A 25,362-nucleotide genomic window follows, 5' to 3' on the forward strand; every position below is an offset into this window, starting at 1 on the left:
GTGCGGCTGAAGCTGCGTTTGAAACTGGGGGCCGACGCCGCGGACCTCAGACCGTGCGGTCCGGCGGCACCGGGCGCTCGCGGGCAGCACCCACGGCCAGCGCCGAGGGCACCACCATGGCGGCGAGGAACAGCAGCATGTGCAGGGTGCCGACGTGGTCGGCCAGCCAGCCCAGCAGCGGCGGGCCCGCGAGGAACGCGCCGTAGCCGATGGTGGAGACCACGGAGACCCGGGCGGCGGCCCGCACCGGGTCGTCCGCCGCGGCCGACATGCCGACGGGGAAGCCGAGGGCGGCGCCGGCGCCCCAGAAGAGGATGCCGACGACGACGACCGCGAGGTGGGGGCCGAAGACGGTGAGGAGCACGCCCACGAAGGTGCACGCGGCACTCGCGAGCAGGACGCGGACGCGACCCAGCCGGTCGAGCAGGGCCGTGCCTACCAGGCGTCCGGTCGTCATGGCCACGACGAAGACGGTGAAGCCGCCGACGCCCGCCCAGTGCGGCAGGTCGTAGCCGTCGATCAGGGCCAGTGACAGCCAGTCGTTGGCGGTGCCCTCGGTGAGGGCGAAGGCGAGCACCATCAGGCCCAGCGCGAGGGTGCGGCCCTCGCCCCAGGCCGAGCGCGAGTCACGCACTACCGCGGTCTCGTCGTCCTCGTCCTGCGGCTCCAGGAAGCGTGCCGCCGTCAGGTGCGCGGCCACCAGGACCACGGCCACCACGACGCCCACGTGGACCAGCACGTCGACGTGCAGCGCGAGCAGCACCGTGGCGACGCCGAGGCCCAGGAACGAGCCCAGGCTCCAGCCGGCGTGGAAGCGGGGCATGATCGTGTAGCCCAGCCGCCGCTCGACCTCGGCGCCCTCGACGTTCATCGCCACGTCCCACGAGCCGTTGCCCATCCCCAGCAGGAAGAGCCCGACGACCGTCACGGCGGGCGTGCCCAGCACGGCACCCAGCACGGCGACCAGGAGACCCACGGTGTCGAGCAGGGCGCCGACCCGGACCGTGTTGCCCGCACCGATGCGACCGATCACCCAGCCCGTGGCGGGCAGTGCCAGCAGGGAGCCGCACGACGCTGCGAGGAGCAGCAGGCCCAGCGCGCCGTTGCTCAGGTCGAGCCGCTCGCGGACGTCCGGCAGCCGCGAGGCGAACGTCGCGAAGACGATCCCGTTCAGCGCGAAGCTGCCGGCCACGCTGTTGCGGGCCAGGACGAGGCGGGGCGGCAGGGACGCCGGACGGGGGCTCCGGCGGGGTGCGGTGGTGCTCACGAGCCCACTGTGACACCCCGGAGGTTTACCGGTCTACCCAGCTGCCTCGGAAGGCGCCGAGCCGGCGGTCCGGGCCGACCTCAGGAGCGGGCGCCGCCGGGCATCTCGGCCCCGGGAGGACGCGCCTCCAGCCAGGCCTGGAACCCGGTGACCGTCTCCGGGGCCATGGCGAGCTCGACCGCACCCCGGGGGCCGGTGCAGGTGATCACCACGTGGCCCGGGTACAGCGCCATCTGCTCGTCGCCGTCGGGCTGGCGGCGGCCGTGGTACTCCAGCTCGGCCCGCGCCCAGGCGCTCTTCGGCAGCGGGGAGAGGGAGAAGACGCGGAACCACTCGAGACGCTCGTCGGCGTACCGGCCGACGCCCAGCGCCCAGCCGCGACCGGGGCGGCTGGCGTCGACCCGGTGGGCGAGCTCGAACGTGCCGCCGTGGCGGCCGAGGAGGCGACGTCGCAGGACGAGACCCACGACGTAGAGGAGCAGGAGGGCGAGGAGCACCAGGGCCGCGTCCAGCAGCCACTCCCAGATCGCCATCCGCACCTCCTCCGCGCCACGCCGCGCCCGTGACCAGAGCCTAGCGGCCCTGGTCGAGACCTGTCGCAGGCAGGGTGGGCGCACGAACGCCCCGTGCCCTCAGGGGCACGGGGCGTCCGGGACGCACGACGTCAGCCGCGCGATGCCTCGTAGGCACGCATGCGCGCCTCGGCCCGGCGCAGGCGCATCTCGCGCTCGTCGCCGGTGGGGAGGTGCTCGACGGACTCGAGCTCCGCGTGCACCTCGTCGATCTTGATCTCCTCGGCGAGCAGCGCCCGCTCGGTGAGGATCGAGACCCGGTCGTCGGCCACGGACACGAAGCCACCGTCGACCGCGGCGTGCACGATGCCCTCGGGCGTCGTGATCTCCACCGCGGCGTCGGTCAGCAGCGACAGCAGGGGCGTGTGCCCCTGCAGGATGCCGACGTCACCCTCGACCGTCCGCGCGATCACCATGGAGGCCTCGCCCGACCACACGATGCGGTCGGCCGCGACCATCTCGACCTGCAGGCCGGTTCCCACGGAGACAGCCATCAGAGGCTCTTCTGGATCTCAGCCCACTTCTGCTCGACGTCGTCCAGACCGCCGCACATGAAGAAGGCCTGCTCGGCCACGTGGTCGTACTCGCCGTCCGCGATCTTGTTGAACGCCTCGATGGTGTCCTTGACCGGCACGGTCGAGCCCTCGATGCCCGTGAACTGCTTCGCCACGTAGGTGTTCTGCGAGAGGAAGCGCTGGATGCGACGGGCTCGGGAGACGATGACCTTGTCCTCCTCGGAGAGCTCGTCGACACCGAGGATCGCGATGATGTCCTGGAGCTCCTTGTTGCGCTGCAGGATCTGCTTCACGCGGATCGCGCAGTCGTAGTGCTCCCGACCGATGTACTGCGGGTCGAGGATGCGGGAGGTCGAGGTCAGCGGGTCCACGGCCGGGTAGATGCCCAGCGACGCGATCTCACGGGAGAGCTCGGTGGTGGCGTCCAGGTGGGCGAACGTGGTCGCCGGGGCCGGGTCGGTGTAGTCGTCCGCCGGCACGTAGATCGCCTGCATCGAGGTGATCGAGTGACCGCGGGTCGAGGTGATCCGCTCCTGGAGGACGCCCATCTCGTCGGCGAGGTTCGGCTGGTAGCCCACGGCGGACGGCATGCGGCCGAGCAGCGTGGACACCTCGGAACCGGCCTGGGTGAACCGGAAGATGTTGTCGATGAACAGCAGCACGTCCTGGTTCTGGACGTCGCGGAAGTACTCCGCCATCGTCAGCGCCGACAGGGCGACGCGCAGACGCGTGCCCGGCGGCTCGTCCATCTGGCCGAAGACGAGCGCGGTCTGACCGAGGACGCCCGCCTCCTCCATCTCCACCATGAGGTCGTTGCCCTCACGGGTGCGCTCGCCGACACCGGCGAACACCGACACACCACCGTGGTCGCGGGCCACACGCGCGATCATCTCCTGGATGAGCACGGTCTTGCCCACGCCGGCGCCGCCGAACAGGCCGATCTTGCCGCCCTGGACGTACGGGGTCAGCAGGTCGATGACCTTGATGCCGGTCTCGAACATCTGGGTCTTGGACTCGAGCTGGTCGAAGGCCGGGGCCTTGCGGTGGATGCCCCAGCGCTCGTTGACCTCGAAGGTCTCGCCCTCGGCGAGGTTCAGGACGTCACCGGTGGCGTTGAAGACCTTGCCCAGCGTCGCGTCGCCGACGGGCACCATGATCGGGTTGCCGGTGTCGGTCACCTGGCCGCCGCGCACGAGGCCGTCGGTCGGCTTCAGCGAGATGGCGCGGACCATGCCGTCACCGATGTGCTGGGCCACCTCCAGCGGCAGGGTGGAGGTCTCGCCGCCCAGGGTCACCTGGACCTCGAGCTTGTTGTAGATCTCAGGCATCGCGTCGACGGGGAACTCCACGTCGACGACGGGGCCGATGACCCGGGCGATCCGACCGACGCTCGCGCCGCCCGCCTGGCTGGTCTCTTCAAGAGTTGCAGTCATGTCTCTCACTCACTCCGTGGTCAGTCGGACCCAGCGTTGGCGTCGGCGAGGGCGTTGACGCCACCGACGATCTCGCTGATCTCCTGGGTAATGCCGGCCTGGCGGGCCTGGTTGGCGATGCGGGTGTACTTCTTGATGAGCTCCTCCGCGTTGTCGGTCGCGGACTTCATCGCCTTCTGACGGGCGGCCAGCTCGGAGGCTGCGGCCTGCAGCAGGCAGAAGTAGATCCGGCTCACGACGTACTGCGGCAGCAGCGCGTCGAGGACCTCCTCGGCGGACGGCTCGAACTCGTACAGCGGCAGCAGGTCGGTGTTCTCCGGCTGCTCCACGCCCTCCACGACCTCGAGCGGCAGCAGGCGCGTCGCGTGGGGCTCCTGCGTCAGCATCGAGATGAACCGCGTGAACACCACGTGGACCTCGTCCACGCCGGCGATCTCGCTGTCCGTGGCCTCGGCTCCGCCGGCGCCGTTGAGGAAGGCCTCGATCAGCGTCGCGCCCATCTCGGCCGCGGCGTCGTAGGTCGGGCTGTCGGAGAAGCCCGTCCACGACTGGGCCACCGGCCGACCGCGGAAGCGGTAGTAGGCCTCGGCCTTGCGCCCCGAGAGGTACAGGTCGACCTCCTTGCCCTCCTCGGTGAGGCGACCGACCAGACGCTCGGCCTCCTTCAGCACGCTCGAGGAGTAGGCGCCCGCCAGGCCACGGTCGCTGGTGATCACCAGGACCGCGGCACGCTGGGGGTTCTCGGGCTCGGTCGTCAGCACGTGGTCGACGTCGGAGTACGTCGCCACGGCCGACACGGCACGCGTCAGCTCTCGCGCGTAGGGCGCAGCGGCCTGTGCCCGCTGCTGCGCCTTGATGATGCGCGAGGCAGCGATGAGCTCCATGGCTCGGGTGATCTTCTTCATCGACTGGGTCGACTTGATGCGTGCCCGGTACTCACGCAGCGAGACTGCCATGTGCGCTCACCTCCTTGCTCGTCGTCGGGATCGTCACGGGTCAGCCCCGCTTCTGCTTGACGATCTGCTCCTGGCCGAGCTCGTCGTCACCGAGGGCCTGGGTCTCCTCGCGGCCCGGCTTCACCGAGGAGCCGTCGGAGGTCTCGAACTGGTCGAGGAACGAGTCGTAGGCGGCGCTCAGGCCCTCCTCGACCTCGAACTTCAGGCTCTCGCGGATGGAGGACAGGATGCCCTCGTGCGAGCGGCGCAGGTAGTCGATGAACTCCTGCTCGAAGCGGATCACGTCGTCGACGGGGACGATGTCGAGGCGGCCGCTGGTGCCCAGCCACAGCGACACCGTCATGTCCTCCACCGGGTACGGGGAGTAGGCCGGCTGCTTGAGCAGCGCCATCAGGCGCTGACCGCGGTCCAGCTGCTGGCGCGACGCGGCATCGAGGTCCGAGGCGAACATGGCGAAGGCCTCCATGGCGCGGTACTGCGCCAGGTCGACCTTGAGGGAGCCGGTGACGCCCTTCATGGCCTTGGTCATCGCCGCACCGCCGACGCGGGACACGGAGACACCGACGTCGATGGCCGGGCGCTGGTTCGCGGCGAACAGGTCCGACTGCAGGAAGATCTGGCCGTCGGTGATGGAGATGACGTTGGTCGGGATGAAGGCCGAGACGTCGTTCGCCTTGGTCTCGATGATCGGCAGACCGGTCATCGAGCCGGCACCCATCTCGTCCGAGAGCTTGGCACAGCGCTCGAGCAGGCGGGAGTGCAGGTAGAAGACGTCACCCGGGTAGGCCTCGCGGCCCGGCGGACGACGCAGGAGCAGCGACACGGCGCGGTAGGCCTCGGCCTGCTTGGTCAGGTCGTCGAAGACGATCAGGACGTGCTTGCCGTCGTACATCCAGTGCTGGCCGATGGCCGAACCGGTGTAGGGGGCGAGGTACTTGAAGCCGGCGGAGTCGGACGCCGGGGCGGCCACGATGGTCGTGTACTCCAGGGCGCCGGCCTCCTCGAGGGCACCGCGCACGGAGGCGATGGTCGAGCCCTTCTGGCCGACGGCGACGTAGATGCAGCGGACCTGCTTGCTGGGGTCGCCGGACTCCCAGTTCTGCTTCTGGTTGATGATCGTGTCGATCGCGATCGTGGTCTTGCCGGTCGCGCGGTCGCCGATGATGAGCTGGCGCTGGCCGCGGCCGATCGGCGTCATGGCGTCGATCGCCTTGATGCCGGTGGCCAGGGGCTCGTGCACCGACTTGCGCTCGACCACCGTCGGGGCCTGCAGCTCGAGGGCGCGGCGGCCGACGGACTCGATGTCGCCGAGGCCGTCGATGGGGTTGCCCAGCGGGTCCACGACGCGGCCCATGAAGCCGTCGCCGACCGGCACCGAGAGGATCTCGCCGGTGCGGCGCACCGTCTGACCCTCCTCGATCTTGTCGAAGTCACCCAGCACGACGACACCGATCTCGCGGGTGTCGAGGTTCAGGGCGATGCCCAGCGTGCCGTCCTCGAACTCGAGGAGCTCGTTGGCCATCGCGGACGGGAGGCCGGAGACACGCGCGATGCCGTCCGCGGCCTGGGCGACCGTGCCGACCTCTTCGCGGCTGGCCGCGTCGGGCTGGTAGTCGGCCACGTACTTCTGCAGCGCGTCGCGGATCTCGTCCGGACGGATCGAGAGCTCCGTCATCGTCGTTCCTTCTCTCTGTGTCGTGCGGGAGTCAGGTGGGTGGGGGCCGGTCAGCCGGCGAGCGAGCGGCGGGCGTCAGCGAGCCGGCCGGAGACCGTCCCGTCGATGACGTCGTCGCCGATCTCGACGCGCATGCCGCCCAGGAGGGCGGGGTCGACGACCAGGTTGAGGTGGACCGGCCGCCCGTACTGACGGGTCAGGGCCTGGGCGAGACGCTCACGGTCGGTGTCGGACAGGGGCTGCGCCACGCGGACCGTGGCGACGTCCTGGCCGTGCACGTGCGCGGCGACCTTCTGGTACTCGGCGAGCGCGACGCCGACGGTCCGGTAGGTGCCGGACAGCGCCTGGGTGGCGAGCGCCTGGGTGGCGGGAAGAGCCTTGCCCTCGAGCAGCGAGGACACCAGGGCGCCCTTGTCACCCACCGACCGCGCGGGGTCGGACAGGGCGTCACGCAGGGCGGGGTTCTTCTTCACCGTCTGGGCGAAGACGAACAGCTCGTCGGCCAGACGACCGGCGTCGCCGCCGGTCGCGCGGACACGAGCGACCACCGAGAGGTGCTCGAGCGCGTCCGCGAGGTCACGGGTGACGGTCCAGCGACGGCTCACGGCCGAACGGGACAGCGCGAGGCTGATCTCGTCGACCTTGCCCCCGAGGACCTCGCCCACGAGGCCCGAGCGGGCCTCGACGGGGACGGAGACATCGGTGGTGAACCGGCGCAGCGCCGCCTCCCCGCGCAGCGTCTGGGCGACGCTGAACAGGTTGTCCGCCACCGTCGCTGCCGCCTCCGGCGAGCCGGAGAGCGCGCTCTCCAGCTCGCCGGTGAGGACGGCGACGGCATCGGCGGAGGCTCCGCGGAAGTCCGAGGTCATGTCAGTTGACCCCCGACGTCCCGGCCTCGAGGTCGACGAGGAAGCGCTCGACCACGCGGCTCTGGCGAGCCTCGTCCTCGAGGCTCTCGCCGACGATGCGACCGGCGAGGCCGGTCGCGATGGCGCCGACCTCGGCACGCAGGGCCGTGACGGCCTGCTGACGCTCCGCCTCGATCTGCGTCTTGCCGTTCTCGACGATGCGCGTCGCCTCGGTCTGGGCCTGGTCGCGCATCTCGGCGATGATCGCCGCGCCCTGCTCCCGAGCCTCCTCGCGGATGCGGGCAGCCTCGTGACGAGCGTCGGCCAGCTGGGCCTCCAGCTCGGCGAGCCGGGCGTCGGCCTCGGCCTGCTTCGACTCGGCCGCGGCGATGCCGCCCTCGATCGCCGCCGTGCGCTCGGCGTAGGCCTGCTCAAAGGCAGGGACCACGAACTTGCGCACCGCGAAGAAGAGGATGCCGAAGACGATCAGGGAGAGAACGATCTCGGCCGTGTGGGGAACGAGGGGATTGAGCTCCCCCTCGGCCGCCTCAACGACGAGAGCCGTCGTCAACGTGTGCATGGCAGGTCCTTCCGGCTGCTACTACGTCAGAAGTGGGCGCAGAGCCCGGTCAGAGGACGAAGGCGAGGGCGATACCGATGATCGCGAGCGCCTCGGCCAGCGCGAAGCCCAGGATGGCGATCGACTGCAGGCGGCCCTGGGCCTCCGGCTGACGGGCCACGCCGGCGATGTAGGCGGCGAAGATGAGACCGATGCCGACGCCGGGGCCGATGGCGGCCAGGCCGTAGCCGATCATGTTCATGGAGCCAGTGAGTTCCACGGGGTTTCCTTTCGGGTTTCTCTGCTGAGTCAGAGCTGAGGTGGTCGGGGACCGCAGGTCCGGCGGTGCCGGCTACCTGAGAATGGTGGTCAGTGCTCGTCCGCGAGGGCGCCCTGGATGTACATGGCGTTGAGGAGGACGAAGACGTAGGCCTGGAGGAACTGGACCAGCAGCTCCAGGAAGGCGATGGCGATGAACATGACCCACGAGAGGATGCCGACCGCGGCGTAGGCGCCGCCGAGCTCCACGATCAGGTACTCGCCACCGAGCGCGAACAGGATCAGCAGCAGGTGGCCGGCGAGCATGTTCGCGAACAGACGCAGGGCCAGCGTGACCGGTCGCACGATGATGTTGGAGAGGAACTCCAGCGGGATGAGCAGCGCCAGGATCGGGCCGGTGACGCCCGACGGGACCGACTGGAGCTTCAGGTAGCCCAGGAAGCCGTGCTTCTTGATGCCCACCGCGTTGTAGATGATCCAGCTCATCGCCGCGAGGCCGTAGACCATGCCGGAGCGGGAGAACGTGGGGAACTGGAAGAACGGGATCGTCGCGAAGACGTTGTTCACCAGGATGAAGAAGAACAGCGCGAAGAGGTACGGCGTGAACTTCATGAAGTCGTGGGTGCCGAGGATGTCGCGGCTCATCGAGTTGCGGACGAAGTTGTAGCCCTGCTCGCCGGCGAACTGGAGGCGACCCGGCACGACCTGGCGGTGGCGTGCGGCGACGTAGAAGAAGACGAAGACGATGACCGCAGCCAGCACCAGCTGCAGCATCGGCTTGGTCACGCCGAAGGCGATGGCCGGGAGCTCGAAGTCTGCCGGGCCCGGAGGGGTGAAGCCCTCGGCTTTGATGATCAGGCTGCTCAACGTGACTCCTGTGTGATCACTGCGTCTGGTCGTCGGTGGAACGAAGGCCGCCGGCCCGTGGTTCCCCCGTCAAGTTCGTGTCCGGGTCCGTGCTGCCCGGGTGCTGCTCGGCGGGCTCCTCCTCCGGTGTGCGGAAGCGAGCCCAGGTCTGGTAGGTCCCCAGTGCGGCGCCGACGATGACCCCCACGGCCACCAGCCAGCCGGTCCCCCACCAACGGTCGAGGCCCCAGCCGATGCCGCCGTAGACGAACACCCCGGCCACCAGGTAGCCGAAGGCCGACCACGGGTCCCCACCGGAGCCGCTCCCCACCGAGGGGTCGGGCCGCCGTGCGGGAGTGTCGTGCCGGGCCATCGCGCCACGGACGATAGCAGGCTGTGGTGCTCATCGCGCACCCGCATCCGCATCCGTCCGACTGGTGTCGTTCGGGCTGTTCACGGGGGCGTCGTACACGGGGACACGCTGCTTGACGGCGGCAACGAGATGCGCCGGGGTCCAGGCGAGGACGACGGCCACCAGGGTGCCCGACAGCCAGGGTCGGACCTCCTCGGAGCCCAGGACGTCCCCTGCCGTCAGCGACCCGAGCGCGACCACCAGCAGCACCAGCTGGAGCCCGTAGGTGAGGAGCGCGACGAGCAGGGACGCGGCCGGCAGGACGCGGGCGACCAGGGCCACGGCTCCGGCGCCCAGGACGAGGACGACGACGCCGACGACGCCTCCGGCCACGGCCCCCAGCGCGGCGTCGCCGCCGGAGGTGACGGCGGCCAGCAACGCGGCCACGCCGACGACGGCCAGAGCCACGGCGGGGGCGAGCACCAGCGGCCGCAGCAGTGCCTGCGACGGGCCTCGTGCTGCCTGGCTCATGTGCCTCCCTCCGCTGTGCGTCCGCACCCGACAGTCACCCGCTCGGGGACGCCGGGACGGTGCCGGACACCGTGCTCCGCGGACCTGCGACCAGGTGGTCCGCGGGGCGCCGAGCGCTCGTGAAAGTTATCACAAACTCGGGTGGCGCCCGTCACCGGGGCCGGCCGTCCCATCCTGCGTCCTCTCCCCCGAGGCGTCCAGGACGCGTTCGACCTCGGTGGCGGCCTGGCTCGGCAGCACCCTCCGCGGGCCGACGGCGGGGAGCAGGAAGGTGAGGGCGACCGTCACGAGCAGGCCCACCACCAGGGCCGCGACCACCATCGGCCCCGAGTAGAGGCTGGCGAAGACGGTGCCGAACGCGACCAGCGCCGCCCACAGCCACATGATGAAGACCGCGCGCCGCTGGGAGTGGCCGATCTCGAGCAGCCGGTGGTGCAGGTGCTGCTTGTCCGGCGAGAACGGCGAGCGCCCGGCCCAGGTCCGTCTGACCACGGCCAGCACGAGGTCCAGCAGGGGCACCAGCAGGATCGAGATGGGCAGCACGATCGGCAGCAGCGTCGGGGCCAGGCTGGCGGGCGAGCCCGACCCGTCCACGCTCAGCTCGCTGGCGGAGAACTGCCCGCTCAGGGTGACCGCGCTGGCCGAGAGCACCAGCCCGATGAGCATCGACCCCGAGTCACCCATGAACAGGCGGGCGGGGTTGAAGTTGTGCGGCAGGAAGCCGAGGCACACGCCGGCCAGGGCGATGCTCAGCAGGGCGGCCGTGGAGGCGCGCGAGGTGTTGTTGATGCTGGTCAGCTGGTAGCAGAAGGCGAAGAACGCCAGCGCCCCGATCCCGACCACGCCGGTGGCCAGGCCGTCGAGGCCGTCCACGAAGTTCACCGCGTTGATGGTCGCCACCACCAGGAACCCGGTGAAGAGGGCGCCCTGGCTCAGGTCCAGCGTGAACTGCGTGCCGTCCAGCAGCGTCACGAAGTAGAACTGCACCCCGAAGCCGATGAGGATGCCGACCGCGATCAGCTGGCCGCCCAGCTTGGTCAGGGCGTCCAGCTCGAAGATGTCGTCCAGGACGCCGACGAAGCAGATCAGCGCGCCGGCGACCAGCACCACCGCCGCGTCCCGGAAGACGAAGGGTGGCGACTGCTGGGAGAGGAACGGCAGCTGCCGGGCGACCAGGTAGGCGGCGCCGAGGCCGCCCAGCATGGCCAGCCCGCCCATGTAGGGGGTGGGCTCGTCGTGCACGTCGCGGTCGCGCACCCGGGCCACGGCCCCGGTGCGCAGCGCGATCTCGCGCGCGACGACGGTCAGCAGGTAGGTGACCGAGGCCGCGACGAGGAGGACGAGGAGGTACTCCCGCACCGGGCCTCAGTCCTCGTCGAGGGTCAGCGTGGCGCCGAGCGGCTCCAGCACCGCGTTGAGCTGCTCCAGGCTGAGCGCCCCGAGCCGCAGCACGCGGCCCTGGCCACCGGTCGCGTCGACGATGGTCGAGGCCTCACCGCCCGGCGAGGCCCCGTCGTCCACGATCACGTCGACGGCCTCGCCCAGCATCTCCTCGGCCGCGTCCGCGTCGAGGGCGGCCGGGCGCCCCGACAGGTTCGCCGAGGACACCGCCAGGGGGCCGGTGCGCTCGAGGACCTCGCGCATCAGGTCGTGGTCGGGCATCCGCACCGCGACGGTGCCCCGGGTCTCCCCGAGGTCCCACCGCAGCGACTGCTGCTGGTGGCACACGATGGTGAGCGGGCCGGGCCAGAACTCCTCGACCAGCGCCCGGGCGTAGCTCGGGACCTTGGTGGCCAGGGCGTCCAGGGTCGTGCGGGCGGAGACGAGGACCGGCGGCGGCATGTCGCGACCGCGGCCCTTCGCGGCCAGCAGGTCGGCGACCGCGTCGGCGTCGAAGGCGTCCGCGGCGATGCCGTAGACGGTGTCGGTGGGCAGGACGGCCAGGCCGCCCCGCTGGAGGGCCCGGCTCGCGGCCGCGACGGCGGTCTCGCGCTCCTCCTCGGACCCGGTGGGAAAACGCTCCATGGTGCTCATCGTGCCAGTCGCGCCGTGCAGTACCGCGCCCGCCCGGCCAGGTCGGCGTGGTCGCGCACGTCCTCCCAGCCCCCGACCTGCACGAGCACCTCGGGCGCGGACTCGCCCTGGGCGTCGGCGTGCTCGAACCCGAGCACGCCGCCGGGGCGCAGCAGGCGCTGTGCGCGGCGGGCGATGACCCGGATCGCGTCGAGCCCGTCGTCACCGCTGAACAGGGCGAGGTGGGGGTCGTGGTCGCGGGCCTCGGGGGCCACGGACTCCCAGGCCTCCAGCGGCACGTAGGGCGGGTTGGAGACCACCACGTCGACGTGCCCGAGTAGGTCCTCGAAGGCGTCGGCCAGGTCGCCCTGGCGCAGGTCGACGCCGCTGCCGGCGAGGTTGCGCGAGGCCCAGTCGAAGGCGTCCTCGGAGAGCTCCACCGCGTGCACGCGAGCGCCGGGCACCTCGTGGGCGACGCTGCCGGCGATGGCCCCGGAGCCGGTGCACAGGTCGACGACGACGGGCTCGGCGGTGCCGGCCGCCTGGAGGGCCAGCGCGGCCTCGACGGCCCAGCCCGCCAGCAGCTCGGTCTCCGGCCGCGGCACGAAGACGCCCGGGCCGACGGCGAGCTCGAGGTGCCGGAACGCAGCGGTGCCCACGAGGTGCTGGAGCGGCTCCCGGGAGGCACGTCGCGCGACCAGGGCGGCCAGCCGGCCGGCGTCCTGCTCCCCCACGTCGTCGACCAGCGGCAGGCGCGAACGCGGCACGTCGAGCACGTGCGCCAGCAGGGCGGCGGCGTCGTGCTCCGGGCTGGCCACCCCGGCGTCCGTCAGCACGGCCGACGCCTCGCGCAGCAGGGCCCGCACGGCGGCCACGCTCACTCCTCCAGGGCCGTGAGGCGGGCGGCCATGTCGGCGTCGACGCAGGAGTCCAGGACGGGGCCGAGGTCGCCGTCGAGCACCTGGTCGAGGTTGTAGGCCTTGTAGCCGGTGCGGTGGTCGGAGATGCGGTTCTCCGGGTAGTTGTAGGTGCGGATCCGCTCCGAGCGGTCCACGGTGCGCACCTGGCTGCGGCGGGCCTCGCCTGCGGCGGCGTCCGCCTCCTCCTGGGCCGCGGCCAGCAGGCGCGAGCGCAGGATGCGCAGGGCCTGCTCCTTGTTCTGCAGCTGGGACTTCTCGTTCTGGCAGGAGACGACGATGCCGGTGGGCAGGTGGGTGATCCGCACGGCCGAGTCGGTGGTGTTGACGCTCTGCCCGCCGGGTCCGGAGGAGCGGAAGACGTCGATGCGCAGGTCGTTGTCGTCCACGACGACGTCGACCTGCTCCGCCTCCGGCAGCACCAGGACGCCGGCGGCGCTGGTGTGCACACGACCCTGGGACTCGGTCACGGGGACCCGCTGGACGCGGTGCACCCCGCCCTCGAACTTCAGCCGCGCGAACGGGGTGCGGCCGGGCTCGGTGCTCCCCTTGGCCTTGACCGCCACGGTGACCGACTTGTAGCCGCCCAGGTCGGACTCGGCGGCGTCGAGCACCTCCACGCCCCAGCCCGCGGTCTCGGCGTAGCGCGAGTACATCCGCAGCAGGTCGCCGGCGAACAGCGCGGACTCCTCACCGCCCTCGCCGGACTTGATCTCGAGGATGGCGTCCTTGTCGTCGGCGGGGTCGCGCGGCACGAGGAGACGGCGCAGCCGCTCCTCCGCGTCCTCGCGCGCGATCGCCAGACGGTCGGCCTCCTCGGCGAAGGACGGGTCGTCGGCCGACAGCTCACGGGCGGCCTCGAGGTCGTCGGCCAGCGAGCCCCAGGTGCGCCAGGTGGTGATGATCGCGGACAGCTCGGCGTAGCGGCGGTTCAGCTGCTTGGCCAGGCGCGCGTCCGCGTGCGTCTCGGGCAGCGCCAGCCGCCCCTCCAGCTCGGTGTGCTCCTCGAGCATGTGCTCCACGGCCTCGAACACGCGTGGTCCCCTCCCCCGGCCCTGCGCCGGCGCTGCGGTGTCACCTCTTCGAACACGACGAGCGCCGGCCCCGTCCGCAAGGGACGGAGACCGGCGCTCGGTCGGAGGTGCTACTTCTTCTTGCCGTAGCGAGCCTCGAAGCGGGCCACGCGCCCACCGGTGTCGAGGATCTTCTGCTTGCCCGTGTAGAACGGGTGGCACTGCGAGCACACGTCCGAGCGGATCTGGCCGCTGGTCACGGTGCTGCGGGTGGTGAACGTGGAGCCGCAGGTGCAGATGACCTCGGTCTCGACGTACTCCGGGTGGATGTCAGCCTTCATGGGAAGTCCCTTCTCGATGGGTCGTCCCGGGTCGTCACTGGCCGATGCGCGAGCGTCGACGGACGTGAACCGGGACCGTACGGACCATTGTGCCCAACGGCCGCGGGCGGCGGCGAATTCCCGCGCTCCCGGTTGCCGCGCGCCGTCCCGTCCGCTGCGCCGGGGACGCCTCAGCCGGGGTGCCGTCCGGAGGCGACGAACGGCGGGGGCGTGTCGACCGTCGGCTCGCCGGGCTGCTCCAGCCGTGGCGCGCGCGGCGTGCTCGGCAGCCGCTCACCGCCGCCGGTCGAGACCTCGCCGGGCTTGAGGTCGAGGCGCTCCGGCAGACGCAGCTCGGGGACGTCCTCGGCCGCGTCGTCCTCGCGGTCGTCGGCCGCCTCGATCGCCTCGGCGGGCTCGGCTGCCTCGGGCGTCGGGGCGGCTCCCGCCTCCTCGGGGTCGGCGAGCGCGTCCTGGCCGTCGTCGGTGGGCTCGCCGGGCTCGGGCAGGACCCCCGCCCGCAGCAGCGGCACCCGCAGGACGACGGTGGTGCCCTGGCCCTCGACGCTGCTCAGCCGCAGGTCGCCGCCGTGGCGGTCGACGACGGTCTGGACGATCCGCAGGCCCAGGCCGGTGCCGGCGATCTCGTTCTGCACCGCGTTGCGGGCGCGGAAGAACCGCGTGCCCAGCCGCTCCACCTCGTCCTCGGGGATGCCGATGCCGTGGTCGGTCACCGTCACCGCGGCCACCTGGTCGTCGGGCAGGGCGACCACGGAGACCTCGACGTTGGAGTCGGGGCGGGAGAACTTCACCGCGTTGGAGACGATGTTGAGCAGGGCGCGCCCCATGAGGGCCCGGTCCACCAGCGTCGGGACGGTGCCCGCGGGCTCGTCCATGACGACGCGGATGTCACGGCCGGCGGCGGTGATCCGCACGTCGGTGACCGCGTCGCGCACGATGGTGGCCAGGTCGCTGGCCTCGCGCTCGGTGCGGACCGTCTCGGCCCGGGAGAGCGTCAGCAGGTCGTCGATGAGGGCCTTGAGCCGGCCCACGTTGCGGCGCGTGGCGTCGAGGATGCGCTCGTGCCGCGGCTGCATGCGGCCCTCGAACTCCTCGGCGACGAGCTCCAGGTAGCCGGCGATGGTGGTCAGCGGGGTCCGCAGCTCGTGGGAGACGTTGGAGACGAAGTCGTCGCGGGCGCTGTCGAGGGTGTGCAGCGAGCTCTGGATGTGGGACTCCACGGCCCGGGCCCGGGCCTGCGCCTCGGCCAGCTCGTTGACGGCCAGCGCGATCGAGCGCACCTCCCGTGGGCCGGCCGGGCGGGCCCGGACGGTCGGGTCGGCGGCCATCCGCTGGACGCAGGCCTCCAGCTCCAGCAGCGGGGTGGACAGGCGGGTCAGCAACGAGCGGCGGGCCGTGACGAGCACCCACACGGCGAGCACCGCGAGCACGAGCAGGCTGCCGACCGCGCCCCACTGGCGCCAGGTCGCGGCGGCCTCGGCCTCGGCCAGGCCCGCGGCGAGCGCGCTGGTGGTCGACTGGTGCGCCTGCTCGACGTCGGCGAGGCGGTCCTGGCCCACGGCGTAGAGCGCCGGGCGGTAGCGCGCGCCCGGCAGCGCCAGCCGCGGCTCGACGTAGTCGTCCAGCCAGGTCTCGGCCGCCCCGGCCTCGGCCTCGACGAGGGCGAGCAGCTCGGCGTCGTCCCCGACCCCGGCCCGCACCCGGAGCAGGTGTCCGGCCAGCCGCTCCCGCAGGTCGGCCACCTCGGCCGGCTTGGCCGGGTCCCCCGTGCGCGCCCAGTCACCGACCGCGGCGTCGATGGCGGTCACGTCCTGGAGCACGCCCGCGTGGGCGGCGACCGCGGGCTGGAAGGAGCCGGTGAGACCGCTGAGCGCCTGCGCGGAGAGCACGACGCTGACCACCCCGACCACGACCAGGGCCACGACCAGGCCCATCAGCCGGTGCAGCGCCGGGTTCACGGTCGACGCGACACTGCGACTCGTCCCCTCGGCCATGCTGAGACTCCCTCCCCTGCCGCTCGCCTGAGCCCCCGGCGGCACGGTTGTGTGCCGACGAGAATACCGCCCGGGGCTCCCCCGAGGGCGGCTTCGTCACAGGTCCCGCGGAGCGGTGCTCAGCGGGATCGCTCGAGCAGGGCCTCCACCCGCGAGGCCAGCTCGCGGGGGCTGAAGGGCTTGGTGATGTAGTCGTCGGCGCCCGAGTCGAAGCCGCTCTCGACGTCGGACTCCTGGGCCCGCGCGGTCAGCAGGATGACCGGCAGGTCGGCCAGCGCCGGGTCCGCCCGCATCTCGCGGATCGCGTCGAGGCCGGAGGCGACCGGCATCATCACGTCGAGCACGGCCAGGTCGGGGCGGTCGGCGCGGGCGGCGGCCACGGCCTGGGCGCCGTCCGAGACGGCGACGATGTCGTGCCCCAGCGAGGAGAGCTTGAACTCGACGAGCTCGCGGATGTCGACGTCGTCGTCCGCCACCAGGATGCGTGCCACGGGAGAAGCGTGCCACAGCGGACCCCGTCGCGGCGCCGGACGTCGGTACCGGTCCGGGCACCCGCCCCTCCCCGGGACGGAGAGACGCGGGCACCCGGCCGGACCGGGCGTCGCGGGTGCGTCAGCCGAGCGGGTCCTTGGCCGCCACGACGTCGGCGTTGGACGCGGTGGTGCGCAGCTTCTCCACGAGGCGGGTCGTGCCCTCGAGCAGGCCCGCGTCACGGACCGCGTCCTGCACCGCCACGGTCGTGGCGACCTCGGCGGCCGCCGCGAGGTCCGCGGAGCGTCGCGTGCCCGAGGCGGTGACGTCGACGGCCGGGAAGACCCGCCGCTCGGCCAGCTCGCGGCGCAGCCGGATCTCGGCGTTCGCGGTGCCCTCGAGCTCCTCCAGGATGACCTCGTCGGTCGCCGAGCCCGTGTCGGCCAGCGCCGTCGCGAGGATCGTCAGCGACCCGCCGTCCTCGATGTTGCGGGCGGCACCGAAGAACTTCTTCGTAGGGTGCAACGCCGAGGAGTCCACGCCGCCGGCGAGCACGCGACCGCCACCGGTGGCCGACAGGTTGTAGGCACGGGCGAGCCGGGTGAGGCCGTCGACGAGGAGCACCACGTCCATCCCGAGCTCGACCAGGCGCTTGGCACGCTCCACGGCGAGCTCGGCGACGACCGTGTGGTCGGCCGGCTGACGGTCGAAGGTGGAGGGGATGACCTCGCCGCGCACGGAGCGGGTGAAGTCGGTGACCTCCTCGGGCCGCTCGTCGACCAGCACGACCATCACGTGGGTCTCGGGGTTGTTGCGGGTGATCGCGTCGGCGACCGCCTGGAGCACCATCGTCTTGCCCGCCTGGGGCGGGGACACGAGCAGGGCGCGCTGGCCCTTGCCCAGCGGGGCCACGAGGTCGACAACCCGGCCGACCAGCTCGTCGGCGGTCGTCTCCAGGCGCAGCCGCTCGGTGGGGAACAGCGGGGTCAGGTCGGAGAACTCCGGACGGTCGCGGGCTTCCTCGGGGTCCAGCCCGTTGACCGTGTCGATGCGCACGAGCGGGTTGAACTTCTCCTTGCGCTCGCCCTCGCGGGGCGTGCGGACCTGACCGGTCACGGCGTCGCCGCGGCGCAGGCCGTGCTTGCGGACCATGGAGAGCGAGACGTAGACGTCGTCCGGGCCGGGCAGGTAGCCGGTGGTGCGCACGAAGGCGTAGTTCTCCAGGACGTCGAGGATGCCGGCGGCCGGCACGAGCACGTCGTCCTCGAGGATCGTGGTGTCGACCTCGCCACGGGTCCGGCCGCGCTCGCGCTCGCGGGCGCGGCGACGACGGTTGCGGCGGCCGCCGCCCTCCTCGTCGTCGTCCTCGTCCTGCTGCAGGTTCTGGTTGCCGGGGTTGTTCTGGCCCTGCTGGTTGTTCTGCTGGCCCCCCTGCTGGTTGCTCTGCTGGCCGCCCTGCTGCTTGTCGCCGGACTTCTGCTGGTTGCCCTGCTGGCCGCCCTGCTTCTGCTGGGGCTGCTTGTCGCCCTTCTGCTGGCCCTTCTGGCCCTTCTGCTGGTTGCCCTGCTGGCCCCCCTGCTGGCCCCCCTGCTGGTTGCCCCCGGACTTCTCGTCCTGCTGGTTGCCCTGCTTCTCGGCGCCGTCGGGCTGCTGGCCGTCGCCCTGGCCACGGGAACGGCGGGAGCGACGCGACGGGCGCTCACCGCCCTCGGTCTCGGCAGACTGCTCGGCGGGCCGGTCCGCCGACGGCTCGTCCGCCTTCTCGTCCGGCTTCTGGGCGGTCTTCCGGGCGCGCTTCTGGGCCGTCTCCTGCGCCGGCTGCCGCGCGGGGGCGGCGGCCTTCTCCGCGGCGGCACCGTCCTGCAGGTTCTTGATCGCCTCGACGAGCTGCGGCTTGCGCATCTGCTCGGCGTCGGCGATGCCGAGCGCGCCGGCCATGGCCTTGAGGTCGGCCACCAGCATGCCGTTCAGGCTGGTCGGCTTCTTGCGGGCCTTGGCCGCGGTGGCGGCCTCGGGGCTCTCGGTCACGTACGTTCCTTTCCCACGACGGGGTACCGCCGGACGACGCCGGACGGCTGATCGGTGAGGTTGATCTCCAGAGTCCATCTGCTGGATCGGACTCCCGCGCCGGAGGACCGTTGCCGGGAGTGGACCCGGGCCGGGCGGTGCGGGGACGTCGCAGGTGGGCGACGTGAGGCGGCCACCGAGCGACGCGAGCAGGCTAGCAGCACGACCGTGGCCCATGGGCGGGCACGTCCCAGGTCGCGCAGGCAGGTCACCGGGCAGGCGCCCGACCGGCGTCAGACCAGCGCCGCGCCCGCTGTCTCCACCGGCAGGTAGGAGACCCACCAGCCCTCGGGGCAGCGGGCCAGCACGTCGGCGGTCAGCCCGCCGTCGGGACCGTCGGTGAACGCCAGCACCGTCGGCCCGGCGCCGGAGACGACCGCCGCGACGCCCGAGGCGCGCAGCGCGTCGACGAGGGCCAGGGACTCGGGCATCGCCGGGCGGCGGTAGTCCTGGTGCAGGTAGTCCCGGGTGGCCCGCAGGAGGTGCTCGGGCCGGCCGCCGAGCGCGGCTACCAGCAGGGCGGTGCGACCCGCGTCCGCGGCGGCGTCGGCGTGGGGCACGGTGGCGGGGAGCAGGCCGCGGGCGGCCTCGGTGGAGACCGGGGTGGGCGGCACCAGCACCACGGCGCCGACGCGCGGGTCGACCGGCGCGCCCACGGCGTAGAAGGTGCCGTCCTCGTCCTGCCCGGAGACCACGAAGCCGCCGAGGAAGGCGGGGGCGACGTTGTCGGGGTGGCCCTCGATCCGCGCCGCCAGGTCGAGCACCGCGTCGTCGTCGACCAGCAGGGCACCGCCGGCCACGAGGCCGCGGGCGAGCACCAGGCCGGCGACGATCGCCGCGGAGGAGGAGCCCAGTCCGCGGGCGTGCGGGATGACGTTCTCGCAGGACAGGCGCAGCCCCGGGGGCTGGGCGCCGACGAGGTCGAAGAGGGCCCGCATCGAGCGGACCACGAGGTGCGACTCGTCGCGCGGCACGTCCTGCGCGCCCGAGCCCGACACCTCGACGACGAGCCCCTCGTCGAGCACCTCGGCCTCGAGGTGGTCGTGCAGGCCCAGGGCCAGCCCGAGGGAGTCGAAGCCCGGGCCGAGGTTGGCGGAGGTGGCAGGGACGCGGACGCGGACCGGCCCGGAGGCGAAGGAGACCACGCGGGGCTCAGGCCAGGCCGGAGGTGGTCAGGCCCGCGGCCTCGGCCGCGGCGTCCACGTCCGCGTCGACCACGGTGTCCACGACGCTGCGACCGCCCGCGGAGAAGCCCTCCAGCGCGGTCGCGGTGTCCTTGAGCCCGTGGCCGGTCACGGTGACGACGACCGTGCTGCCGCGGTACTCCACGCCCGCGGCGACCTCCTGGAGCAGGCCGGCGACGCTGGCCGCGGAGCCGGGCTCCACGAAGACGCCGTCGCGCTGGGCGAGGTCCTGCTGGGCGGCGAGGATCTGCTCGTCGGTGACCGAGGCGATGCTGCCGCGCGACTGGTCACGGGCCGCGATGGCCAGGTCCCAGGACGCCGGGTTGCCGATGCGGATCGCGGTGGCCTTCGTCTCCGGGTTCGGGACGGGCTCGCCGATCACCAGCGGGGCCGCGCCGGCCGCCTGGAACCCGTGCATGACGGGCAGCCGGGTGGTCTGGCCGAGGTCGCGGTACTGCCGGTAGCCCAGCCAGTAGGCCGAGATGTTGCCGGCGTTGCCGACGGGCAGGACGTGGTGGTCGGGGGCGTCACCGAGGAAGTCGGCGATCTCGAAGGCGGCGGTCTTCTGCCCCTCCAGACGCACCGGGTTCACCGAGTTCACCAGCGCGACCGGGTACTTCTCGGACAGGCCGCGGGCCATCATCAGGCAGTCGTCGAAGTTGCCGCGCACCATGATCACCTGGGCGCCGTGGACGATGGCCTGGGCCATCTTGCCGGCGGCGATCTTGCCCTCGGGCACGAGCACCAGCGGCTTCATCCCCGCCTTGGCGGCGTAGGCGGCCATCGAGGCGGAGGTGTTGCCGGTGGAGGCGCAGACGCAGGCCTGGGCGCCCTGGAACTTGGCCACCGACATGGCCGCGGTCATGCCGCGGTCCTTGAAGGAGCCGGTCGGGTTCGAGCCCTCGACCTTGACGAACACCTCGGCACCGGTGAGCCCGGAGAGCCACTCGGAGTGCACGAGCGGCGTGCCGCCCTCGCGCAGCGTGACCGCCGGCGTCCCCTCGGGGATCTCCAGCAGGTCGCGGTACTCCTCGATGACGCCGCGCCACTGTCGGGTGCGGGGCCCGGCGGGCGCCTGGGTGCTCACTCGTGTCCTCCTTCGACGCGCATCACCGAGGTGACCTCGCGGACGATGTCCATGCCCTGCAGGTGGGTGACCGTCGCGGCCAGCTGGGCGTCGCTGGCCTCGTGGGAGACGACCACGAGGGTCGCGTCGTCGCCGCGGCCCTCCTGGCGGACGGTCTGGATCGAGACGCCGTGCTCGGCGAAGGCCTGCGCGACGGCGGCCAGCACGCCGGCCTTGTCGTCGACCGCGGCCGCCACGTGGTAGCGGGTGCGGGTCTCCCCCATCGGCAGCACGGGCCGCTGGGTGTAGGCGGACTCCCCCGCGCCGCGCGCGCCGGCGAGCCGGTTCCGCGCGATCGTCACCAGGTCGCCCAGCACCGCGGACGCCGTGGGGGCGCCGCCGGCACCGGGGCCGTAGAACATCAGCTGGCCGGCGGCCTCGGACTCGACGAAGACCGCGTTGTAGGCCTCGCGCACGGACGCCAGGGGGTGGCTCGCCGGGATCATGGCGGGGTGGACGCGGGCGGAGACCGCCTCCTCGCCGTCGGGGCCCTCGCGCAGCTCGCAGATGGCCAGCAGCTTCACCACGCAGCCCATGTCGGCGGCGGAGGCCACGTCGGCCGCGCTGACCTCGGTGATGCCCTCGCGGTGCACGTCGGAGGCGGTGACCCTGGTGTGGAAGGCCAGCGACGCCAGGATGGCGGCCTTCGCGGCCGCGTCGAAGCCCTCGACGTCGGCGGTGGGGTCCGCCTCGGCGTAGCCCAGGTCCTGGGCCTCGGTGAGCGACTCGGAGAAGCCCGCCCCCGTGGTGTCCATCTTGTCGAGGATGAAGTTCGTGGTGCCGTTGACGATGCCGAGCACGCGGGTCACCCGGTCACCGGCCAGCGACTCGCGCAGCGGGCGCAGGATCGGGATGGCGCCGGCCACCGCGGCCTCGTAGTAGAGGTCGCGGCCGGCCTTGGCGGCGGCCTCGAACAGCGTCGGGCCGTCCTCGGCCAGCAGCGCCTTGTTGGCGGTCACGACCGAGGCCCCGCTCTCGAGCGCGGCCAGGATCAGCCCGCGGGCGGGCTCGATGCCGCCGATGACCTCGACCACCAGGTCGACGTCCTCGCGGATCACCAGGGCGTGCGCGTCGGTGGTGAGCAGGTGCTCGGGCACCTCCACCTCGCGGGTCGCCTCGAGGCGGCGCACCGCCACGCCCACCAGCTCCACGGGCGCGCCCACGCGCGCCGTCAGGTCGCCGGCCTGCTCACGCAGCAGCCGCACCACCTGGGAACCCACGGAGCCGCAGCCCAGCACCGCCACCTTCAGCGGCTTGACGCCGTCCATCTCTACAGATCACCCACGTCGGTCGACAGCAGATCCTCAACAGTCTCGCGCCGCAGGAGCGTACGCGCGACCCCGTCCCGCACCGCGACCACCGGGGGCCGCAGCGCGTGGTTGTAGTTCGAGGCCAGTGAACGGCAGTACGCGCCGGTCGCCGGCACGGCCAGCAGGTCGCCGCCGGCCACGTCACCGGGCAGGAACTCGTCCTTGACCACGATGTCGCCCGCCTCGCAGTGCTTGCCCACGACCCGGGAGAGCACGGGCTCGGCGTCCGAGCGGCGCCCGGCCAGGGTGCAGGAGTAGTCGGCGTCGTAGAGGGCGGTGCGCACGTTGTCGCTCATCCCGCCGTCCACGGAGACGTAGGTGCGCACGGCGCCGCCGTCGAGCGCGACCGGCTTGACCGTGCCGACCTCGTACACGGTGCACATCGAGGGGCCGACGATCGCGCGGCCCGGCTCGATCGAGAGGTGCGGGCGCTCGATGCCGAGCGCGGCGCACTCGCCGTCGACGATCGCGGTCAGCTCGGACGCCAGCGTGGCCGGCGTCGAGGGGTCGTCCTGCGTCGTGTAGGCGATGCCGAAGCCGCCGCCGAGGTCCATCTCGGGCAGCGTCACGCCCAGCTCGGTGGCGATCTGCGCGTGCAGGCGCAGCACCCGGCGGGCGGCGACCTCGAAGCCGGCGGAGGCGAAGATCTGGCTGCCGATGTGGCTGTGCAGGCCGCGCAGCTCGATGCCCGGGGCCGCCAGCACGCGGCGCGCGGCCTCCAGGGCGGCACCGGAGGAGATCGAGAGGCCGAACTTCTGGTCCTCGTGCGCGGTGGCGATGTACTCGTGGGTGTGCGCCTCGACGCCGGCGGTGACCCGGATGAGCACCTGGGCGCTCGTGCCGGTCTCGGCCGTCAACGCGGCCAGGCGCTCGATCTCGTCGAAGGAGTCGACGATGATGCGCCCCACCCCGACGCGCAGGGCCGTGGCCAGCTCGGCGGTGGACTTGTTGTTGCCGTGGAAGCCGACGCGCTCCATCGGGAAGCCGGCCCGCTCGGCCACGGCCAGCTCGCCGCCGGAGCAGACGTCGAGGTTGAGCCCCTCCTCGTCGATCCAGCGCGCGACCGCGGTGCACAGGAACGCCTTGCCGGCGTAGTAGACGCCGTAGCCGGCGAACGCGTCGCGGAAGGCGCCGGCACGGGCGCGGAAGTCCGCCTCGTCCAGGACGTAGGCGGGGGTGCCGTGCTCGGCGGCCAGCGCCGGGAGCGGGACGCCGCCGACGCTCAGCACGCCCGCCTCGTCCTTGCTCGCGGTGGCCGACCACAGCTGCGGGACGAGCGCGTCGACGTCGGTGGGCTGCCGCAGCCAGGACGGCCCGCGCAGGGCGCCGGCGGCGTGCGCCCAGCCGGCCTCGTGGGTGTGGCTCATGGTCGCGTCCTCACATCCGCTCGGGCGCGGAGACGCCGAGCAGGTCCAGGCCGTTGGCGATGACGGTCTGCGCCGCCCGGGTCAGGACGAGGCGGGCCAGGTTGACCGGGGCGACGGGCTCGTCGCCCTGCGGCAGCATCCGGCACTCCTTGGTGTCGTACCACTTGTTGAACACCGCCGTGGTGTCCTCCAGGTAGCGCGCCACGCGGTGCGGGTGCCGCAGGTCGGCGGCGCTGGCGACGACGCGCGGGAACTCGGCGAGCGCACGGAGCAGCTCGCCCTCGCGCTCGTGGTCGAGCAGCGCGGGGTCGAACCCGGCGACGGCGTCCTCCAGGCTCATGCCGAGGGCGGTCGCGTTCTCGATCATCCGGCAGGTGCGGGCGTGCCCGTACTGCACGTAGTAGACCGGGTTGTCGTTGGTGGCCCGCGCCCACAGCTCGAGGTCGAGGTCGATGTTGACGTCGCTGGAGTAGCGGGTCAGCGCGTAGCGGCCGGCGTCCACGCCGATGGCCTCGACGAGGTCGTCGATCGTGACGACGGTGCCGGCACGCTTGGACATCCGCATCGGCTGGCCGTCGCGCAGGAGGTTGACCATCTGGCCGATGAGGATCTCCAGGTTGGTGCCCGGGGTGTCGCCGAACGCGGCGCACATCGCCATCATCCGGCCGACGTAGCCGTGGTGGTCGGCGCCGAGCATGATCAGGCAGCGGTCGAAGCCGCGCTCGCGCTTGTCCAGGTAGTAGGCCAGGTCGCCGGAGAGGTACGCGCCGTTGCCGTCGGACTTGATGACCACGCGGTCCTTGTCGTCACCGAACTTCTCGGTGGCCAGCCAGGTGGCGCCGTCCTTCTCGTAGACGTTGCCCAGCTCGCGCAACCGGGCCACGGCCCGCTCCACGGCCCCGGACTTGTGCAGCTCGTCCTCGTGGAAGAAGACGTCGAAGTCCACCCCGAAGGCGGTCATCGAGCGCTTGATCTCGGTGAACATCATGTCCACGCCGACCGCCCGGAAGACCTCCTGCGGGTCCTCGGCGGACAGGGCGTCCGGACGCTCGGCCAGCACCGCGGCGGCGATGTCGTGGATGTACTGGCCGCCGTAGCCGTCCTCCGGCGCGGGCTCGCCCTTGGCCGAGGCCAGCACGGAGGAGGAGAACCGGTCGATCTGGCTGCCGTGGTCGTTGAAGTAGTACTCGCGGGTGACCGCGGCGCCCGACATCGTGAACACCCGGCCCAGGGCGTCGCCGACGGCGGCCCAGCGCACGCCACCGATGTGGATGGGGCCGGTGGGGTTGGCGGAGACGAACTCCAGGTTCACCTTCTCGCCGGCGAACGCGTCGTTGCTGCCGTAGGCCCGGCCCGCGGCCACGACGCGGGCCGCGACCTCCCCCTGCGCGCCGGCGGCCACGGTGATGTTGAGGAAGCCCGGCCCCGCGATCTCGACCTCGGCGACGCCGTCGATGGCCTCGAGGCCCGACTTCAGCTTCTCGGCGAGAGCGCGCGGGTTCATCCCCGCCTTCTTGCCCAGCTGCATCGCGACGTTCGTGGCGTAGTCGCCGTGACCCTTCTGCCGGGGTCGCTCCACCGTCACGGAGGTCGGGACGCCGCCCTCGACGGTGAGGTCACCAGTCGAGGTCAGGGTCGTCAGCACGTCGACGATCGCGGTGGAGAGCTGCTCGGGAGTCACCAGGTCACCCTATCGGCGGGCGGTGCCCCGGCCGAACCGCAATAC

25 protein-coding genes are annotated in these 25,362 nt (G+C 72.4%); all 25 read right to left on the reverse strand.

Annotation, left to right across the window (positions count from 1 at the left end):
• Positions 1 to 46: 46 nt before the first annotated feature.
• The 25 genes from M8316_RS05135 to argS all read right to left on the reverse strand — a co-directional run bounded on the left by M8316_RS05135 (position 47) and on the right by argS (position 25,317).
• On the reverse strand, positions 47 to 1,267 hold the full coding sequence (locus tag M8316_RS05135) for an MFS transporter (protein ID WP_250052607.1): 1,221 nt from the start codon (positions 1,265 to 1,267) through the stop codon (positions 47 to 49).
• 80 nt (positions 1,268 to 1,347) lie between these two features.
• Positions 1,348 to 1,800 carry a DUF2550 domain-containing protein gene (locus M8316_RS05140; protein WP_250052610.1) on the reverse strand — a complete coding sequence of 151 codons (453 nt, stop codon included), beginning with the start codon at positions 1,798 to 1,800 and terminating at the stop codon, positions 1,348 to 1,350.
• Between the two features lie 131 nt (positions 1,801 to 1,931).
• Positions 1,932 to 2,333, reverse strand: coding sequence for a F0F1 ATP synthase subunit epsilon (locus M8316_RS05145; protein ID WP_250052612.1), 402 nt, complete (start codon positions 2,331 to 2,333; stop codon positions 1,932 to 1,934).
• Positions 2,333 to 3,787, reverse strand: a complete 1,455-nt coding sequence (gene atpD, locus M8316_RS05150) for a F0F1 ATP synthase subunit beta (RefSeq protein ID WP_250052614.1) — start codon at positions 3,785 to 3,787, stop codon at positions 2,333 to 2,335. The genes M8316_RS05145 and atpD overlap by 1 nt, the downstream gene beginning before the upstream one ends.
• Before the next feature lie 20 nt (positions 3,788 to 3,807).
• On the reverse strand, positions 3,808 to 4,743 hold the full coding sequence (locus tag M8316_RS05155) for a F0F1 ATP synthase subunit gamma (protein WP_250052615.1): 936 nt from the start codon (positions 4,741 to 4,743) through the stop codon (positions 3,808 to 3,810).
• Between the two features lie 40 nt (positions 4,744 to 4,783).
• Complete coding sequence (atpA, locus tag M8316_RS05160; protein WP_250052616.1) at positions 4,784 to 6,418, reverse strand: F0F1 ATP synthase subunit alpha; 1,635 nt, start codon at positions 6,416 to 6,418, stop codon at positions 4,784 to 4,786.
• A 50-nt stretch (positions 6,419 to 6,468) separates the two neighbouring features.
• Positions 6,469 to 7,287 carry a F0F1 ATP synthase subunit delta gene (locus M8316_RS05165; RefSeq protein WP_250052617.1) on the reverse strand — a complete coding sequence of 273 codons (819 nt, stop codon included), beginning with the start codon at positions 7,285 to 7,287 and terminating at the stop codon, positions 6,469 to 6,471.
• Position 7,288: 1 nt separating this feature from the next.
• Entirely contained in the window at positions 7,289 to 7,846 is a 558-nt protein-coding gene (locus tag M8316_RS05170; RefSeq protein WP_250052618.1) for a F0F1 ATP synthase subunit B, read from the reverse strand.
• 49 nt (positions 7,847 to 7,895) lie between these two features.
• A complete protein-coding gene (atpE, locus tag M8316_RS05175) occupies positions 7,896 to 8,087 on the reverse strand; it encodes an ATP synthase F0 subunit C (protein ID WP_250052859.1) in 192 nt (63 codons plus the stop codon).
• A 107-nt stretch (positions 8,088 to 8,194) separates the two neighbouring features.
• Positions 8,195 to 8,971: a F0F1 ATP synthase subunit A gene (gene atpB / locus M8316_RS05180; protein WP_250052619.1), complete on the reverse strand. Its 777-nt coding sequence runs from the start codon at positions 8,969 to 8,971 to the stop codon at positions 8,195 to 8,197.
• Positions 8,972 to 8,987: 16 nt separating this feature from the next.
• The gene (locus tag M8316_RS05185; RefSeq protein WP_250052620.1) at positions 8,988 to 9,323 is read right to left on the reverse strand and encodes an AtpZ/AtpI family protein; all 336 of its coding nucleotides are present in this window, start codon (positions 9,321 to 9,323) and stop codon (positions 8,988 to 8,990) included.
• Positions 9,324 to 9,353: 30 nt separating this feature from the next.
• Entirely contained in the window at positions 9,354 to 9,833 is a 480-nt protein-coding gene (locus M8316_RS05190; RefSeq protein WP_250052621.1) for a hypothetical protein, read from the reverse strand.
• Positions 9,834 to 9,962: 129 nt separating this feature from the next.
• On the reverse strand, positions 9,963 to 11,192 hold the full coding sequence (locus tag M8316_RS05195; protein WP_250052623.1) for an MraY family glycosyltransferase: 1,230 nt from the start codon (positions 11,190 to 11,192) through the stop codon (positions 9,963 to 9,965).
• Between the two features lie 6 nt (positions 11,193 to 11,198).
• Entirely contained in the window at positions 11,199 to 11,858 is a 660-nt protein-coding gene (locus M8316_RS05200; RefSeq protein WP_308195962.1) for an L-threonylcarbamoyladenylate synthase, read from the reverse strand.
• 5 nt (positions 11,859 to 11,863) lie between these two features.
• Complete coding sequence (gene prmC, locus M8316_RS05205; RefSeq protein ID WP_250052627.1) at positions 11,864 to 12,721, reverse strand: peptide chain release factor N(5)-glutamine methyltransferase; 858 nt, start codon at positions 12,719 to 12,721, stop codon at positions 11,864 to 11,866.
• Between the two features lie 2 nt (positions 12,722 to 12,723).
• A complete protein-coding gene (prfA, locus tag M8316_RS05210) occupies positions 12,724 to 13,797 on the reverse strand; it encodes a peptide chain release factor 1 (protein WP_250052631.1) in 1,074 nt (357 codons plus the stop codon).
• 110 nt (positions 13,798 to 13,907) lie between these two features.
• Complete coding sequence (gene rpmE, locus M8316_RS05215) at positions 13,908 to 14,117, reverse strand: 50S ribosomal protein L31 (RefSeq protein ID WP_250052632.1); 210 nt, start codon at positions 14,115 to 14,117, stop codon at positions 13,908 to 13,910.
• Between the two features lie 170 nt (positions 14,118 to 14,287).
• On the reverse strand, positions 14,288 to 16,075 hold the full coding sequence (locus tag M8316_RS20995) for a sensor histidine kinase (RefSeq protein ID WP_250052633.1): 1,788 nt from the start codon (positions 16,073 to 16,075) through the stop codon (positions 14,288 to 14,290).
• A 155-nt stretch (positions 16,076 to 16,230) separates the two neighbouring features.
• Complete coding sequence (locus M8316_RS05225) at positions 16,231 to 16,602, reverse strand: response regulator transcription factor (protein ID WP_250052634.1); 372 nt, start codon at positions 16,600 to 16,602, stop codon at positions 16,231 to 16,233.
• 121 nt (positions 16,603 to 16,723) lie between these two features.
• The gene (rho, locus tag M8316_RS05230) at positions 16,724 to 18,610 is read right to left on the reverse strand and encodes a transcription termination factor Rho (protein ID WP_250052635.1); all 1,887 of its coding nucleotides are present in this window, start codon (positions 18,608 to 18,610) and stop codon (positions 16,724 to 16,726) included.
• Between the two features lie 272 nt (positions 18,611 to 18,882).
• Positions 18,883 to 19,794 (reverse strand): homoserine kinase, encoded by a 912-nt coding sequence (gene thrB, locus M8316_RS05235; protein WP_250052636.1) that lies wholly within the window; start codon positions 19,792 to 19,794, stop codon positions 18,883 to 18,885.
• 7 nt (positions 19,795 to 19,801) lie between these two features.
• Complete coding sequence (thrC, locus tag M8316_RS05240; protein ID WP_250052637.1) at positions 19,802 to 20,920, reverse strand: threonine synthase; 1,119 nt, start codon at positions 20,918 to 20,920, stop codon at positions 19,802 to 19,804.
• Positions 20,917 to 22,227 carry a homoserine dehydrogenase gene (locus tag M8316_RS05245; protein WP_250052638.1) on the reverse strand — a complete coding sequence of 437 codons (1,311 nt, stop codon included), beginning with the start codon at positions 22,225 to 22,227 and terminating at the stop codon, positions 20,917 to 20,919. Before M8316_RS05245 ends, thrC begins: the two co-directional genes overlap by 4 nt.
• A 2-nt stretch (positions 22,228 to 22,229) precedes the next feature.
• The gene (lysA, locus tag M8316_RS05250) at positions 22,230 to 23,636 is read right to left on the reverse strand and encodes a diaminopimelate decarboxylase (protein WP_250052648.1); all 1,407 of its coding nucleotides are present in this window, start codon (positions 23,634 to 23,636) and stop codon (positions 22,230 to 22,232) included.
• 10 nt (positions 23,637 to 23,646) lie between these two features.
• Entirely contained in the window at positions 23,647 to 25,317 is a 1,671-nt protein-coding gene (gene argS, locus M8316_RS05255) for an arginine--tRNA ligase (protein ID WP_250052650.1), read from the reverse strand.
• Between the last annotated feature and the right edge of the window lie 45 nt (positions 25,318 to 25,362).

This window comes from Nocardioides bruguierae (genome assembly GCF_023554635.1).
Classification (GTDB): Bacteria; Actinomycetota; Actinomycetes; order Propionibacteriales; family Nocardioidaceae; genus Nocardioides; species Nocardioides bruguierae.

Coding starts and splice junctions, on each gene's coding strand:
- M8316_RS05140 (WP_250052610.1), bottom strand. CDS start 1,800: ATGGCGATCTGGGAGTGGCTGCTGGACGCGGCCCTGGTGCTCCTCGCC.
- M8316_RS05145 (WP_250052612.1), bottom strand. CDS start 2,333: ATGGCTGTCTCCGTGGGAACCGGCCTGCAGGTCGAGATGGTCGCGGCC.
- atpD (WP_250052614.1), bottom strand. CDS start 3,787: ATGACTGCAACTCTTGAAGAGACCAGCCAGGCGGGCGGCGCGAGCGTC.
- M8316_RS05155 (WP_250052615.1), bottom strand. CDS start 4,743: ATGGCAGTCTCGCTGCGTGAGTACCGGGCACGCATCAAGTCGACCCAG.
- atpA (WP_250052616.1), bottom strand. CDS start 6,418: ATGACGGAGCTCTCGATCCGTCCGGACGAGATCCGCGACGCGCTGCAG.
- M8316_RS05165 (WP_250052617.1), bottom strand. CDS start 7,287: ATGACCTCGGACTTCCGCGGAGCCTCCGCCGATGCCGTCGCCGTCCTC.
- M8316_RS05170 (WP_250052618.1), bottom strand. CDS start 7,846: ATGCACACGTTGACGACGGCTCTCGTCGTTGAGGCGGCCGAGGGGGAG.
- atpE (WP_250052859.1), bottom strand. CDS start 8,087: ATGAACATGATCGGCTACGGCCTGGCCGCCATCGGCCCCGGCGTCGGC.
- M8316_RS05185 (WP_250052620.1), bottom strand. CDS start 9,323: ATGGCCCGGCACGACACTCCCGCACGGCGGCCCGACCCCTCGGTGGGG.
- M8316_RS05190 (WP_250052621.1), bottom strand. CDS start 9,833: ATGAGCCAGGCAGCACGAGGCCCGTCGCAGGCACTGCTGCGGCCGCTG.
- M8316_RS05200 (WP_308195962.1), bottom strand. CDS start 11,858: ATGGAGCGTTTTCCCACCGGGTCCGAGGAGGAGCGCGAGACCGCCGTC.
- rpmE (WP_250052632.1), bottom strand. CDS start 14,117: ATGAAGGCTGACATCCACCCGGAGTACGTCGAGACCGAGGTCATCTGC.
- M8316_RS05245 (WP_250052638.1), bottom strand. CDS start 22,227: ATGGACGGCGTCAAGCCGCTGAAGGTGGCGGTGCTGGGCTGCGGCTCC.
- lysA (WP_250052648.1), bottom strand. CDS start 23,636: ATGAGCCACACCCACGAGGCCGGCTGGGCGCACGCCGCCGGCGCCCTG.